Origin of the sequence: Mycobacterium paragordonae (assembly GCF_003614435.1) — a bacterium.
Taxonomy (GTDB): Bacteria; Actinomycetota; Actinomycetes; order Mycobacteriales; family Mycobacteriaceae; genus Mycobacterium; species Mycobacterium paragordonae.
Genome location: NZ_CP025546.1, coordinates 366674 through 381220, shown reverse-complemented (window position 1 = coordinate 381220; position 14547 = coordinate 366674). Strand labels below are relative to the sequence as shown.

Annotated in this window: 14 protein-coding genes; 6 read left to right on the top strand and 8 right to left on the bottom strand. The window is 66.0% G+C overall.

Annotated elements, in window-relative coordinates; translation table 11 throughout:
* Positions 1-136: 136 nt before the first annotated feature.
* From C0J29_RS01770 to C0J29_RS01745, 6 genes are read right to left on the bottom strand one after another with little or no spacing between them, the layout of a single operon-like run.
* A complete protein-coding gene (locus C0J29_RS01770) occupies positions 137-1327 on the bottom strand; it encodes a CaiB/BaiF CoA transferase family protein (protein ID WP_120794491.1) in 1191 nt (396 codons plus the stop codon).
* Complete coding sequence (locus tag C0J29_RS01765) at positions 1320-2255, bottom strand: SDR family NAD(P)-dependent oxidoreductase (protein WP_120791353.1); 936 nt, start codon at positions 2253-2255, stop codon at positions 1320-1322. The genes C0J29_RS01770 and C0J29_RS01765 overlap by 8 nt, the downstream gene beginning before the upstream one ends.
* Positions 2252-4090, bottom strand: a complete 1839-nt coding sequence (locus C0J29_RS01760) for a flavin-containing monooxygenase (RefSeq protein WP_065048190.1) — start codon at positions 4088-4090, stop codon at positions 2252-2254. The genes C0J29_RS01765 and C0J29_RS01760 overlap by 4 nt, the downstream gene beginning before the upstream one ends.
* Complete coding sequence (locus C0J29_RS01755; protein WP_120791352.1) at positions 4087-5265, bottom strand: LLM class flavin-dependent oxidoreductase; 1179 nt, start codon at positions 5263-5265, stop codon at positions 4087-4089. Before C0J29_RS01755 ends, C0J29_RS01760 begins: the two co-directional genes overlap by 4 nt.
* Positions 5262-6635: an aromatic ring-hydroxylating oxygenase subunit alpha gene (locus C0J29_RS01750; protein WP_120791351.1), complete on the bottom strand. Its 1374-nt coding sequence runs from the start codon at positions 6633-6635 to the stop codon at positions 5262-5264. Before C0J29_RS01750 ends, C0J29_RS01755 begins: the two co-directional genes overlap by 4 nt.
* A gap of 12 nt (positions 6636-6647) precedes the next feature.
* Complete coding sequence (locus C0J29_RS01745; protein ID WP_242460603.1) at positions 6648-7511, bottom strand: SDR family NAD(P)-dependent oxidoreductase; 864 nt, start codon at positions 7509-7511, stop codon at positions 6648-6650.
* Between the two features lie 118 nt (positions 7512-7629).
* On the opposite strand from C0J29_RS01745, the gene C0J29_RS01740 reads away from it, so the two are divergent.
* From C0J29_RS01740 to C0J29_RS01725, 4 genes are read left to right on the top strand one after another with little or no spacing between them, the layout of a single operon-like run.
* The gene (locus tag C0J29_RS01740; protein WP_120794490.1) at positions 7630-9243 is read left to right on the top strand and encodes a Vgb family protein; all 1614 of its coding nucleotides are present in this window, start codon (positions 7630-7632) and stop codon (positions 9241-9243) included.
* Entirely contained in the window at positions 9240-9980 is a 741-nt protein-coding gene (locus C0J29_RS01735; protein WP_065048184.1) for a GntR family transcriptional regulator, read from the top strand. The genes C0J29_RS01740 and C0J29_RS01735 overlap by 4 nt, the downstream gene beginning before the upstream one ends.
* Before the next feature lie 12 nt (positions 9981-9992).
* On the top strand, positions 9993-11576 hold the full coding sequence (locus C0J29_RS01730; RefSeq protein WP_120791349.1) for an AMP-binding protein: 1584 nt from the start codon (positions 9993-9995) through the stop codon (positions 11574-11576).
* Position 11577: 1 nt separating this feature from the next.
* Positions 11578-12348 (top strand): SDR family NAD(P)-dependent oxidoreductase, encoded by a 771-nt coding sequence (locus tag C0J29_RS01725; RefSeq protein ID WP_120791348.1) that lies wholly within the window; start codon positions 11578-11580, stop codon positions 12346-12348.
* Positions 12349-12354: 6 nt separating this feature from the next.
* Here the strand turns inward: C0J29_RS01725 and C0J29_RS01720 are convergent, their stop codons facing one another.
* Positions 12355-12816 carry an SRPBCC family protein gene (locus C0J29_RS01720; protein WP_120791347.1) on the bottom strand — a complete coding sequence of 154 codons (462 nt, stop codon included), beginning with the start codon at positions 12814-12816 and terminating at the stop codon, positions 12355-12357.
* Between the two features lie 41 nt (positions 12817-12857).
* Positions 12858-13721, bottom strand: a complete 864-nt coding sequence (locus tag C0J29_RS01715; protein WP_162951371.1) for a rhomboid family intramembrane serine protease — start codon at positions 13719-13721, stop codon at positions 12858-12860.
* A gap of 64 nt (positions 13722-13785) precedes the next feature.
* On the opposite strand from C0J29_RS01715, the gene C0J29_RS01710 reads away from it, so the two are divergent.
* Both C0J29_RS01710 and C0J29_RS01705 read left to right on the top strand, forming a co-directional pair.
* Entirely contained in the window at positions 13786-14178 is a 393-nt protein-coding gene (locus C0J29_RS01710) for a nuclear transport factor 2 family protein (protein ID WP_120791345.1), read from the top strand.
* A gap of 72 nt (positions 14179-14250) precedes the next feature.
* Positions 14251-14475, top strand: coding sequence for a hypothetical protein (locus C0J29_RS01705; protein WP_055576021.1), 225 nt, complete (start codon positions 14251-14253; stop codon positions 14473-14475).
* Positions 14476-14547: the final 72 nt, after the last annotated feature.

Here is a 14547-nt window from a genome sequence, read left to right as displayed (position 1 = left end):
CTCTTGATCCGAGAAAGTTTAGGGGCGACGCGCTCAGAATCGGGGTGCGACACGCGGAATTACCGAAGAACCGCAACGGATTTGCCGAGCGGTCCGCTCGGCCGCGGTGCAGGTGGCAGACCGGAGCGGGTGGCGCTCACACCGGTTCGGTGGCTACCCCGTCGACGCCGGACTCGATCCAGCTCAGGCCCAATTCGCCGAGCACCTCGGACGTGTGTGCGCCCAGGTCCGGAGCCGGCCCCGCGACCCCGCCGGGAGTACGGGAGAACCAGGTCGGAACACCCGGGAAGCGCACCGGTCCATGGGGGCTGTCCACGGTCTCGAAGAAACCCACGGCGTCCAGTTGCGGATCGTCGAACAACGCCGCCGGAGACGACAGCGCCGATGCCGGTATCTCCAGCTCGCGGAGCAGGTCCAGCCATTCCCGGGTGGTGCGCTGGGCGAACGTCTCGGCGAGCAGTGCATACACGGTGTCGATCTGCCGCGCCCGGCCCTCCAGCGTCGCGTACCGCTCGCTGTTCCATTCCGGTCGCACCGCATCGGTGAAGGCGGCCCAATGTTTGTCGTTGTAGATCAGGGCCGAGACGTAACCGTCGCTGGTGCGGTACGGCCGCCGGTTGGGCGCCACCGTGCGCGGGTAGACAGCGGGGCCCAGGGGCGGGTCGAACATCGCGCCGTTGGCGTGCTCGACCAGCATGAACGAGGCCATGGCCTCGAACATGCCGATCTCCACCTCCTGCCCTTCACCGGTGCGTTCCCGATGGAAAAGGGCCATCATCGTGGCGTAGAGCGCGGTCAGGCCGGCGACCTTGTCGGCCACGATCGTCCCTACATAGTTGGCTTCGCCGGTCAGCTGCTGCTGCACGGACGGCAACCCGCAGGCGGCTTGAATGGTGTCGTCGTAGGCGGGCAGGTCCCGCTTGGGACCGCGCCGGCTGTACCCGTAGCAGTTGGTGTACACGATGTCCGGTTTGATGGCGGCGACCTCGGCGTAGCTCAGTCCGAGCCGGCCGATCGCCGCGGCGCGCATCGAGTGGATGAAGACATCGGCACGTTCGATGAGGGCCTGCAGGGCGGTTCGGCCGGCTTCGGACTTCAGGTCCAGAGTGACGCCGCGCTTGCCGCGATTGACGTTCACGAAGACGCCGCTCATCCCCGGCGCCGGGCCGACCGAGACGTAGCGGGTGTCATCGCCCTGTGGGGGCTCGATCTTGATGACGTCGGCGCCCATGTCGGCCATGATCTGGGTGCAGTAGGGGCCCATAACCATGGCGGTGAGGTCGACGACGCGCACGCCCGCCAGCGGACCGGGCTTTGACTCAGACATGGTGGGCATTCTCCTCGATCGCCCACGCCGCTGACTCGAAGCTGTACCGGATGTGATCGGCATGCCCGTGCGGGAGCACCGGGAAGACCAGCGGTGCGTTGAGGTCTCGCACCGCGTAGAGCTGTTCGGCGACATCCTCGATGGTCCACGCCAGCCGCTGCACGCCGGGACTCTCTGCGATCACCGCGCGGGCCACGCGGCCCGCGATCGCGACCAGCATTTCACCGCTGACCGAGCAGGATTCGTGCGCGAGAAAACCCACCACGGGCGCCACCAGTTCGGGACCCATCGGGGGGTAGGCCGAAATATCCAGGCCCTCGGCCATTCTCGTCACCGCGGACGGGACGATCACGTTGCACAGCACACCCTCTGCCGCGCCTTCGAGTGCGACGACGTTGGACAGACCGATCAGACCGGCTTTGGCGGCAGCGTAATTGGCGACGCCCTGATTGCCGTACATACCGCCGATCGAGGAGGTCAGCACGATGCGGCCGTAACCGGCGGCGCACATCAACGGAAAGGCCGGACGCAGCACATGGAACGCACCGCGGAGGTGTACGTCCAGGACGGCGTCGAAATCCTCGTAGCTCAGCTCTTTCAGCGAACCACGCCGCACCGTGCCGGCATTGTGGATCAGGATGTCGACCCGCCCGAAGTGATCGAGCGCCGTCTGGATGATCGCCTGCCCGCCCGCGGCGGTGGTCACCGACTCACAACTGGCCACCGCGTCGCCGCCGGCGGCCGTGATCTCGGCCGCAACCTCTTGTGCCGGGGCGGTATTCGTGCCGTCACCGGTCAGCGTGCCGCCGGTGTCGTTCACCACGATCCGGGCGCCCCGGGCCGCCAGCATCAGGGCATACGCGCGGCCGAGGCCCCGGCCTGCGCCGGTGATCACCGCGACCCGGTTGTCGTATCTGAGTTCGGTCATCTCAGCTCGAGGCCGTCCAGATCACCGTTGGCCCGCCACTGCGCGAGCAGGTCACCGAAGGCGTAGAAGCCCGGCCCGTACGGTTCGCCGAGGTGCGACCGGATTCCCTCGGTCCCGCCGCCTTCGTTGTTGTAATAGCCTGGCGTGCACTCCAAGTCGAACTGGCTGTTGTCGATCGCGGTCTCGCGGATGGTCCGGCACCACCCGTCCTGTGCCTCCTGGCTGGGCTCCACCGTCGTCGCGCCGCGCTCGAGGGCCCGGGCGATGATGTAAGCGATGTGCTCGCCCTGCAATTCGTAGTTCGCCGCGATGTTCGCCGAGATCCCGACCTGGGTGAAGCCGGTGAAGAACTGATTGGGGAAACCGCGGCTCGTCATTCCGTGCAACGTCCGGTATCCGTCGTGCCAGTAGTCGAAGAGCGACAACCCGTCGCGACCTTCGATCGTCTCCATGGAGTAGCGGCGGCGCAGTTCGGTGGTGATCTCGAACCCGCTGGCGTAGATGATGCAGTCCACTTCGTATTCGATCCCGTTGGCCACCAACCCCTTTGCCGTCGCCCGCTCCACCCCTTTGGTGCCGGAGACGTCGACCAGTGTCACGTTCGGTCGGTTAAACGTCGGGAGGTAGTCGTCGTTGGTGCACGGGCGTTTGCACAGGAACCGGTAGTAGGGCTTGAGGGCGTCGGCGGTCTCGGGGTCGTCGACGATCTGCTCGATCCGGCGCCGCAGGCGCTCCATCAGTTTGTAGTCTTCCTCCTCACGGATAGCCATGAATTGCTCGGGGGTCATCGCCGCGGGATCGGGCAGTGCCAGCACCCGGGCGGCCGTGTTGCGGCCCAGTTCCGTCCAGAAGTCGCAAACGAGATCCGGCTGGCCCGGCGCCATTCCCTCGAATGTCCAGGCGTGGAAGTTGCGCTGGCGTTCCTTCTGCCAGCCCGGCTGCAGCGACTTGACCCATTCCGGGTCGGTCGGCGTATTGTTCCGCACCCCAACCGAGGACGGGGTGCGCTGAAACACGTACAGCTGCTTGGCATAACGGCCCAGGAAGGGCACGATCTGCACGGCGGTCGCCCCGGTTCCCACGACGGCGACCCGTTTGTCACTCAGCCCGTCCATCCCGCCGGTGGCGTCCCCGCCGGTGTAGCCGTAGTCCCAGCGCGACGAGTGGAAGCTGTGCCCCTGAAAGTCCTTGATGCCTGGGATACCGGGCAGTTTCGGCCGGTGGAACGGACCGGAGGCGATCACCACGAACCGCGCCCGGATGTCGTCGTCGCGATTGGTGCCGACCCGCCAGCGTTTGATCTCGTCGTCCCAATGCAGCGCCCGTACCTGCGTGGAGAACAGCGCGGAATCGTAGAGTCCGTAGTGTTTCCCGATACGCCGGCAGTGTTCGTAGATTTCGGTGCCGTCAGCGAACTTCTTACTGGGGATGAAGTTGAGCTCTTCCAATAGCGGTATGTAGCAGTAGGATTCGTTGTCGCACTGCAAGCCGGGATAGCGGTTCCAATACCACACACCGCCGAAGTCGCCGCCCAGTTCGATGATGCGGACGTCTTGCACACCGGCCTTCTTCAGGTGCGCGGCGCACAGCAGACCGCCGAACCCTCCGCCGAGGACGGCCACGTCGATGTCGGCGGAGATCGGGTCACGAACCAGATCGGGCGAGTACGGATCGATCTCGTAGAAGCCGGCGAACTCGTCTACCAGTTCGATGTACTGCTGAGAACCCTCCGGCCGCAGGCGCTTTTCGCGTTCCTGCCGATACTTCTCGCGCATTGCGGGCAGGTCGACATCGTCCGGCGTCGTGGTGGGCGGGCAGTCGGAAATGCCGGTCATGCCAATGCGTTCTCCGGCAACGCCGCGGGATGCAGCGGTGCGGCCATCTCGTGCACGGCGGGCAACACCTCCTCGGCGAACAGGCGCGTGCTGTCCATCGCCTCGTCGTAGGGCATGGTGCCGAATTGCGGAACGATCGTCAGCTCCGAGAACGAGCAGGCCTCCTGGGCCGCGACGATCCGATGGTAGATCTCCTCCGGCGTGCCGATCAACAGGTTGGAGGCGTGATACCCGGGAGTCTTCGGGGCGCCCTTGGCATCGGCCGTCACGGAGGAGGCCAGCACGGCGGTGGCTGTGGCTTCGCGAGCCGCATACGCTTCGTATCCTTTGACGCCCTTGAAGTTCGATGCGTCGGCGAAGCCGTAGTGGACGGTGACGTCGCGGTTCGCGGTCCAGATCCACTCCTCGGATTTTGCCGCGTCCCGAGCGTCCGGCGTGCAGTACATGAACATCACGTTCTTGGGCTGGCACGGCCGCAGGCCCTCTTCTTTGCGGAAGATGTTCACCTGCTGCACTTCCCGCCCGGCATCCTCGATCGGCTTGTTGCCCACGAACAGCGGCACCATGCCGCGCCGCGACAGGATTTCCAGGGACTCTGCCGTCGAGGACGAGCTGTAGATACGCGAGAACAGGTCACCGCTTCGCGGTTCGGGCCGAAGCGACATCTCCGGCACCGTGAAGATCTCGCCCTCATAGGCGAACCGCTCACCCGACAGCGCCAGTTGCAGGATGTCCAACGTCTCGTTGAACCGCTGACGGCTTTCCTCCCGCGGCACCCCGACTGCGTCGAACTCACCCTTGGACACTCCGCGCCCGATCCCGATCGTGTTGTAGCGCCCGTTGGAGATGATGTCGAGGTAGGCGATCTGATGTGCCAGGCGGACCGGATGCCACCAGGGCGCCACCACGACGAAGGTGCCCAGGCTGATGCGTTCGGTGCGTCCGGCAAAATAGCTCAACGCCTGAATCGGGTTGGGCGTCATGCCATACGGTGTGCCGCAGTGCTCCGGCATCCAGATGCCGTCGAATCCCAGCGGCTCGGCCAGGTCGGCGATCGCCAGGGTGCCCTGGACGCACTCCCAGTCCGGGGTGGCCGGTGGCCGGCTGAAGTCTCCGTCCAGCACCCGCTCCCAGTCCTGCGAATTGTGTGCTCCGAAGCCGAGATTGACCTTCATCGTTGCATCTCCGTCTCTGTTGCCAAATGTTGCGGGGCGCCGGTCCCCATGTACTTCGCGAGATTGTGGTGCAGGTTTGCGGTACTGCGTTCCATGTACGGGTTGGGTTTGGGTCCGCGGAATCCCAACGACTTCATGCCCTGCTGCACCGCGGCCATATTTGAGAAGTCCTGCGGCAGAACGCTGCGCCAGTTCGGGTCATCCGGTGGTGCGTACACCCATTCGGTCTGCGGCTCTTCGCCTTTCGGGTAAAGCTCGTAGCAGGAAGCTTCGAATATGCACTGGTCGGGATCGTAGCCGTGCGGGCGCGCGCTGTAACACAGGGCGGTGGTCATGCCCTGACCGATCTGGAAGTTCGGGAAGATCTGCCAGGCGGTTCCGCTGTTGGCCAGGTGCTCGGGATCAATGGTCGGCCAGGTCACGCCGCGCGCTTCGTCGTCTTTGCGTGCCGACGCCAGCCAGTGACTGAGCACCTGATCGGCCGGTGCGTCCTCAGGTAGTTCGTCGACCAGTCGCACCGCCGCGTCGACCAGCGTCCTGGTGGTGGTCGCGTTCGTCTCCTCGAGGGTGTAAAGCTGCATCTCGGCGGTCGAGACGCGCGGGTCGGCCCCAGTACCGAGCCGGATCTTGGATTTGGTCTCGGCCAGGTCCGTCGGCGCGTCGTAGCCGATGTTGCTGTGCTTGCCGTGCGCGGCCGCCCAACCCCGGAAGTTGCCGAACTTGTTGAACTGCGGATGCGTGGTCGCGACATGGTAGGTCTCGTTGAAGGCCTCCATCGCGACCTTCCAATTGCACTGGAAATGCAGCCACTTTCGCCATTTGCAGCGCATGTCCTGCAGGTTGAACGGATCCAGCATGGTCGCGGCCGGTTCCAGGTAGTCGCGCAGCGGCTCGGCGGCGGGGTCCATGTTGATCCAGATCCAGCCGCCCCAGGTGTCGACGTTCACCGTGCTCAGGTGCGTGTTTTCCGGGGTCAGCGCGCCCTGCCAGTCGGCCTGCTCGGGGATGTGAATGCAGGTGCCGTCCTGGTCGTAGGTCCAGCCGTGGAAGCCGCAGACGAACGACTTCTTCTGTCCGCAAGCATTTTTGGCGCCGAGGGGGGTGTCAACGAGGCGGCGCCCGCGGTGCACGCATACGTTGTGATGGGCCTTGAAGGTGTCGGGACCGGTGCGCACCACCAGGATCGAGTCGTCAAGGATGTCGTAGGTCAGGTAGCTGCCGACCCTGGGGAGATCCTCCACCCGGCCCACCTGCTGCCACACCCTGCGCCACAACTTGTCTCGTTCGGCGCGGGCATAGTCCTGCGAGAGGTAGGCCTCGACGGCGATGGTCATGGGTTCGCTCAGGTCTGCGTCCCTATCTCGGTCCATATCTCGTTCCTTCTAGTCCCACTGCTTGATCGCCGCGCGGAACGATTCGTCCTTGAGGAACAGCGAGGTGTTGTCAGCACCCAGATGCCCCCACTTGAGGTTCAGGCCCCCGTCGACCAGCAACGTCTGCCCGGTGATGTACGACGACAGGTCCGACAGCAGGAACAACACCGCGCCGGCCACCTCGTCGGGTCGGCCGCGCCGCCCCATGGCGATGGCTTGACGGTCGCGGGCCGGATCGTGGTCGGTGTAGGTCTGTGACGCCGGTGTCGCGGTGACACCGGGGGCCACGGCGTTGACCCGGATGGCGTGCCCGGCATCCGCACAGGCCAATTCGGCTGCCATGGACCGGGTTACCGCGACGATGGCGGCCTTGGCGGTGCCGTAGGCAATGTGGAACGGGGCGGTATTCATCCCGCTGATCGACGAGATCGACACGATCGAGCCGGGGAGTCGGCGGCGCCTGAGTTCGGCGGCCACGGCCTGGCTCATGAAGAACATCGTCTCGAGGTTCTGCGTGAACAGATCCCGCCAGTCGCTCCGGGTCACCCGGGTGGCCGGCATCCACGTCGACGGGTCGGCGCCGCCGGCGACATTCACCAGTCCGTAGAGCTCGTCGCCGGCGCCGGTCGCTGCCTCCATCACGGAGGCCACGCCGTCATCGGTGGACACGTCGGCGACCACCGGAACGACCGGCAGTCCTTCGTCCATCAGCGGCCCGATGTGCTGGTCGAGATTTGCACGGCCACGACTGACCGCGACCACGGTCGCGCCGGCCTCCGCGACGACGCGTGCCACGGTGGTGCCGATCCCGCCGCCGGCGGCGCCGGCTACCACCACGGCTCTCCCGGCGAGGCTCAGCTGGGCGGTGTTCATCCAATTGTCCGGACATGATAATGACGTGCACTCATTAGAGAGCATGATTCTCTTTAGGCAGCCCGCACGTCAAGGGCGCTAGCGTACTTGGTGCTCGCTATTGTCTGGACCACGGCGCATTGCTATCGTCCGAGCGGTGAAGGCTGCTCGCTACAGCGCCGCGCGGCCACCGCGCGTCGCGGAGGGCTGGGCCCTGACGCGAGTCACCGAGCCCAGCCGCCTATTCGGGGCCAACGGTCTGCGCACCGGCCCCGACGGCCGCGTCTACATCGCGCAGGTGACCGGCAGTCAGATCAGCGCGCTCGACCCGCAGACCGGACAAATCGACACGGTGAGCGCCAAGGGCGGCGACATCGTCGCGCCGGATGACGTGGCCTTCGATTTGGAGGGCAACCTGTACGCCACCGAGGTGATGGACGGCCGGGTGAGCATGCGCGACACCCGCGGCCACATCCGTGTGTTGCGGGACGACCTGCCGTCCGCCAACGGCATCACCGTTCACCGGGGCCGGTTGTTCATCGGCGAATGCCGCGCGGGGGGACGTCTGGTGGAACTCGATTGTGCCGGCGGCCCGCCCAGGGTGCTGCTGGAGAACGTGCCGTCGCCGAACGCGATGGAAGTCGGTCCCGACGGGCTCCTGTATTTCCCGGTGATGGGCGCCAACGAAATCTGGCGCATCGACCCGGACGGCGGCGATCCGCAACGGGTGGCGGGCGACCTGGGCGTGCCGGATGCGGTCAAGTTCGATGCCGAGGGCTATCTGGTTTCCACGCAAGTGCACAGCGGCCAGGTGCTGCGCATCGACCCGCGTACCGGGCAAACTAATGTCCTGGCGCAGCTGAATCCTGGTCTGGACAACCTGACCTTCGTTGACAACCGGTTGTTCGTCTCGAACTTCACCGGTGAGATCACCGAAATCCTCGGGGACGGCCAGACCCGGACGGTGCTCGGCGGCGGGCTGAACTGGCCGTTGGACCTTGCGGTAGGCGCCGACGGCAACCTCTACATAGCCGACGGAACATATTTCTACGAGCTGATCGATGGTGCGCTGCACACCGCCGGCATGCTGTTCAGTCCCGGCTATCCCGGCTTTCTGCGTGGCCTGGCACCGGCGGGACCCGGCGAGTTCATCGTCACCACTTCGAACGGAGAGGTTGCCCGCTATCGACCGGCGAGCAGCGAAAGCGAGGTGCTGGCACAGGGTTTCGATCAGCTGTATGGCGTCGCCATCGCGCCCGGAGGCGCCATAGTGGTGGCCGAGCTGGGCGCCGGCCGGGTGCTGAGCATCCGGGCGGGTGACGTGGAAGTTCTGGCATCCGGCCTGCATGAGCCCGTCGGTGTGGCCATAGCCCCCGACGGGACGTGCCTGGTGTCCGAGGCCGGCGCGGGTCGGGTGTTGCGGGTGGGCGGCGGGCCGTTGATCGAGGGGCTGCAGCAACCGCAGGGGCTACTGGTGCGGGACCGGCAGGTGTACGTCGTGGATTCCGGCGCAAAGGAACTCGTCGCCGTCGACCTGGACAGCGGGGCCCGGGTCACCGTCGCTTCAGACCTGCCGGTCGGCGCGCCGCCCGGCGTCATCCCCAAACCACTGCGTGGGATGCCGCCGTTCTCCGGGCCGCAGGGACCGTTCGCGGGGCTCGCCGCCGGACCCGACGGCACCCTGTACATCTCCGCCGACGCCGAGGGCAGCGTGCTGGCGCTGCGCCGGGAAACCGAAGGGCCACAACGTTGACCGAAGCAAAGGTCGTCGACCACCGCTACCTTCAGGTGGCCCGTACGCTGCGCAAGGAGATCGTGGACGGGGTATATCCGGTCGGTTCCCAGCTGCCGACCGAGCACGAGTTGTGCGAGCGGTTTGCGGTCAGCCGCTACACCGTCCGGGAGGCGCTGCGCAGGCTGCGCGACGACAACCTGGTGTCATCGCGGCCGCGGACCGGAACCCTCGTGGTCCCGCGACCTTCCGCGGATTCCTATGTGCAGCACGTTATGTCGATCAACGACTTGTTGGACTTCGCCTCGGGGACCCGGTTCGCAATCGAGTCCGTCGCCATGGTCGGCATCGACGACGACCTGTCCGTGCGCACAGGCCTGGCCGTGGGCGAGCAATGGCTGTCGGTTCGTGGCGCGCGCCAAGCCGTGGAGTCCGCATCGCCGCTGTGCCGCACCGAGTACTACATCAATCGCGAGTTCGCGGCGGTCGGCCGCCTGCTGCAGCGCCACGACGGCCCCATTTTCCCGTTGATCGAGGATCTGTTCGGGCTCAGTATCGTTGAGGTGCAACAGGAGATCGTCGCGGTGCTGCTGCCGGCCGAGCTTGCCGCCGCCCTCGACGTCGAGCCCGGAACCCCGGCATTGCAGGTGCAACGCACTTACCGCGCTTCTGATGATCGGGTTGCGCAGGTGACGATCAACACGCACCCGGCATCGCGATTCCGGCATTCGATGACAATGCGGCGAATACGCGGCTAGAAATGGCTGGTAATGGCTAGGAAACTGATCGGCGGGCGATGGCTTCGCTGGGATGACGAACGAGCCGCGGCTGCCTACGCCCAGGGATGGTGGGTCGACAACACCGTGGCGGACGCCCTGCGCGAGGCGGCCGAGCGAACGCCTGAGCGGGTAGCGCTGATCGACGGCAATCACCGCCTGACCTGCCGGGAACTGTACCGGCAGGCGGCGGCGCTGGCCCGCGCGATGCTGGCGCGTGTCCCGCCGGGCAGCGTGGTGTCGTTCATGCTGCCCAATTGGCATGAGGCCGCGGTGATTTACCTGGCCGGCACGCTGGCTGGCATGGTGGCCAATCCGATCCTGCCCTCACTGCGGGACCGGGAACTGCGCTTCATCCTCGAGGACGCCGACAGCCGGATGGTGTTCATTCCGTCGGTGTTCGGACATCACGACTTCGCGGCGATGCTGGGCAGGGTCACCGAGCAGCTGAAGTCGCCGCCGGATGTGGTTGTGCTGCGCGGAGATTGTGGGCCCGGCCAGATCCCGTTCGGCTCGCTGGCCAATGTCGCCGGGACGCTCCCCGCACTCGACCCCGATGCCGTGCGCATGATCCTGTACACCTCTGGTACCACGGGACGTCCGAAAGGAGTTCTGCACAGCCACAACTCGATCCATGCGCTGCTGCGACAAATCGGCCGGCACTGGCTGGTCGAGCCGGGGGACGTGTTCCTGGTGGCGTCGCCGATCGCGCATATCGGCGGGTCGATCTACGCCTTCGAGGCGCCACTGCTGTTGGGTGTCACCGCGATTCTGCTGGAACGCTGGGATGCCGACACCGCGGCGCGGCTAATGGTGACCGAAGGCTGCACGCACATGGCGGGCGCCACACCGTTCCTGGATCAACTGCTGGCGGCCGCCCAACGGGCGGGCACCCGGTTGCCCGACCTGAAGGTCTTCATCTGCGGTGGCGCCTCCGTGTCTCCGACCTTGATCAGAAGGGCCGCAGCATATTTCGCATCCACTCTGGTCACCCGGGTGTACGGGTCCACGGAAGTTCCGGTGACGACGGTCGGTTCGCCCGACGATCGCGATCACGCGGCCGACACCGACGGGCGGCCCGGAGTGGCCGACGTGAAACTCGTGGACGGTGAAATGCGCGTGCGGGGCCCGCAGATGCTCGTCGGCTACCTTCATCCGGAAGACGAAGACGAATCCTTCGACGCCGACGGCTATTTCCGCACCGGAGATCTGGCGCGCTGGGTCGACGACGAGTACCTCGTGGTCACCGGCCGGGCCAAGGACATCATCATCCGGAACGGCGAGAACATCTCACCGAAAGAAGTCGAGGACGTGCTGGCCAACCATCCCGGCATCGCCGAGGTCGCCATCGTCGGGTTGCCGGACGAACGCACCGGCGAACGAGCCTGCGCCGTCGTCGTTCCCACCGCCACACCGGGGCCGGACGTGAAGAACCTGCTGGACTTTCTCGGGGCGTCCGGCGTTGCGCGCTTCAAAGCTCCCGAGCAGGTCGTCATCTGGGGCGACTTGCCGAAGAACGACGCGGGAAAGGTCCTCAAACACCAGATCAAGGCGGCGCTGTTGGAGGCGGAGCACTGACATGCAGGTAGCGATCGTGACAGGCGCGACCGGCGGCATCGGGTCCGGTTGTGCGGCAAAGCTTGCCGACGCCGGAATGGCGGTGTTGGCAACCGGACGGGATGAAGGCAGGCTGACCCGGTTTGCAGCCGCGGTCGGCGATCCCGAGCGGGTCGGGACCGTGGCCGTCGATCTCGTCGCCGACGACGCCCCGCGCCGGATCGTCGACGCAGCGCTGTCCCGCTGGGGCCGGATCGATTTCCTGGTCAACGCCGCCGGCATCGGCAGCCCGCAGCCCCTGCACGAGACCGACGACGAATCCCTGGACCTTTTCCTGGGTTTGATGTTGCGCGCCCCGTTCCGGTTGGTGCGCGAGGTACTGCCGCACCTGCAGCCCGGCTCGGGGATCGTGAACATCACGTCGACGTTCGCGGTGGTGGGCGGCATGCGCGGTGGCGCCTACTCGGCGGCCAAAGGCGGTCTGACGGCGATGACCACACACATCGCCTGCCAGTACGGGTCGCAGGGAATACGTTGCAACGCAGTGGCTCCCGGTGTCATCCAGACCGCCATGACCGAGCATCGGCTGGCCGATGAGCGGTTCCGGCGGATCAACGTCGAGATGACGCCACATCAGCGATTGGGGACGGTGGACGACGTCGCGGCAACGGTTGCTTTCCTCTGCTCGCCCGGCGGCGCCTTCATCAACGGCCAGACCATCGTCGTCGACGGCGGCTGGAGCGCCACCAAGTACCTTTCCGAGCGCGCGCTGAACTCCGAGTGGACAATCTGAGCAGCGTCAACGCAATTCGAAGTGACGCCGGATGCCGTAGAGCATCTTGGCGTGTGCCTTGACTGCCTCGCGGACGGTGAAAGCGGCCAGCGGCCGGGGGGCGGCGAACCGTATCCGCTCGGTGACCCGGGTGCCGCCTTCGATCGGATCGAAGCTCACCGTTGCGCGCAGTCGCACACCGGGTGACTGGTCGGCTTCGGTATGCACGTCACCGTCGACCGGGACCTGCAGACGCGCCCGGTAGGTGACCTTCATGGCGATGGGCCCGAGCGGAATCCGGTCCACCACTTGATAGCTCACCCGGTAGCCGTCGGCGGTCTCGGTACGGGACAGCAGCTGCACCGACACGATCAGCGGGTGCACCAGTCTGATGTTGTCCAGGTCGACGTAGTAGTCGCGAACCTCGCCCGGCGGCGCGGGCACCTCTTCGGTCAACGTCCGCTCGGCGTGAGCGGTCCACCAGCTCATGGCAGCCAACCTACTGCGCCAGCAACCCCACCAGCTACCGGTCAAGCGAACTGGGCGAGCAACGACGCCGTCCGCCACCAGATCAACACAGCGAACAGGACCAGCAGGGCGACCGTCGCCGACGCCTGGATCAGATCTCGTCGCTGGCGCGGCGCGTACACGTAAGCCGCCGAGAGCAATCCACCCGCGACCAATCCGCCCACGTGTCCTTGCCAGCTGATCTGCTGCGAGCTGAACAGCGGCACCACGAAGGTGAAGACCAGGTTGAACACGATCACCGCGACCACCCAGCGGACGTCGAGGGTTAGCCGCCGGGCCACCACGAACGTCGCGGCGAACAGACCGAACACCGCCCCCGACGCGCCCGCCGTGGCCGTATTGAGCGGGGACAACAGATACACCAGCACCGAGCCGCCCAGACCGCTCACAGCGTACAGCGCGCTGAATCGCAAACGGCCCAGCCACATTTCGAGCGGTTGACCCACCACGTACAGCGCCCACATGTTCAGCAGCAGGTGCGTCGGGCCGTAATGCAGGAACGCCGAAGTCACCAGTCGGTAGAGCTGCCCGTCAGCGACGGCGGGCGGCCACAGCGCGAACTGCCGTTGCACGTCCGGGATCGCCATCTCGGCGACGAACGCCAGCACGTTGACGACAATCAGCGCAATGGTGACGACCGGTGCTCCCGAGCGTTCCCGACCGCCGAAGCGGGTTCGCTCCGGCCGGATGGTGCGGGCGCCGGCCTGCACGCACTCCACACACTGGTGCCCGACGGCGGCGCTGCGCATGCAGTCGCCGCAGATCGGCCGCTCGCACCGGGTGCAGTGGACGTACGTCTGACGGCCGGGATGCCGGTAGCAGGCGGGCGCATCGGCCGGCAGCTGGGCTGGGCTCGGACTGGTCACGCACCCATTCTTGCGGTCGCGCGCGATCGGGGGGTGAACTGGTCGCTATGACGGTGAATTGTTTATGACACGGGCCACCACTGGCGTGATCGAGCGCTACCTGTCCTGTCTGGCCGCCCACGACTGGGATGGCGTCGCCGCCACCCTGGCCGATGAAGGCCTGGTACGGGAAGGTCCGTGGTGTGAGGTCGTCGAAGGCAAAGACGAGTACGTCGCCTACCTGCGCAACGTCATCACCCGCCTGAAGGGGCATCGCCTGCAGATCCACCGGGTCTCGCACGTGGAGAGCCGGTCGTTCGTCGAACTGACGGAGTCCTTCGAGTTCGACGGCGTTCCGACCGAGTGGCCGGAGTGCCTGCTTTTCGAGCGAGGTGACGATGCCTCGCAGAGCGGCTTGATCTCGCGCGTCAGCGTCTACTTCAAGCAACCGGGGGCGGCACCTGAAATGCCCGAATAGCTTTCCAACGGCGATGGCGACGCGCGGGCCAGACTATTTCCTCGCCTGCCGAGTTGACCTACTGTGACAAAGGTGGAGTCACACGGAACCCCCGAATTGGTGCCCGTCGAGAATTTGCATTCGGGTGACCCGATCACCGACGGCGGCCAGCGGTACATCGTTCTCGAATCAAAGGCCGTCGGCGACGGCTGCGTAGTCCTTGAGCTGGAATCCAGGGTGGACCACCACCTCCAGGTCATCGAGAAGTCGTTTCCGGCCGGGTACCACGTCGGCCGGGCAAACCACCGATATTTGTAGGGCGGTCTTCCAAAAGCCCTATTTCCACGCGTGGCCGTTCAAGGCCACCGCGCAATTCGGGTATTCCACAAA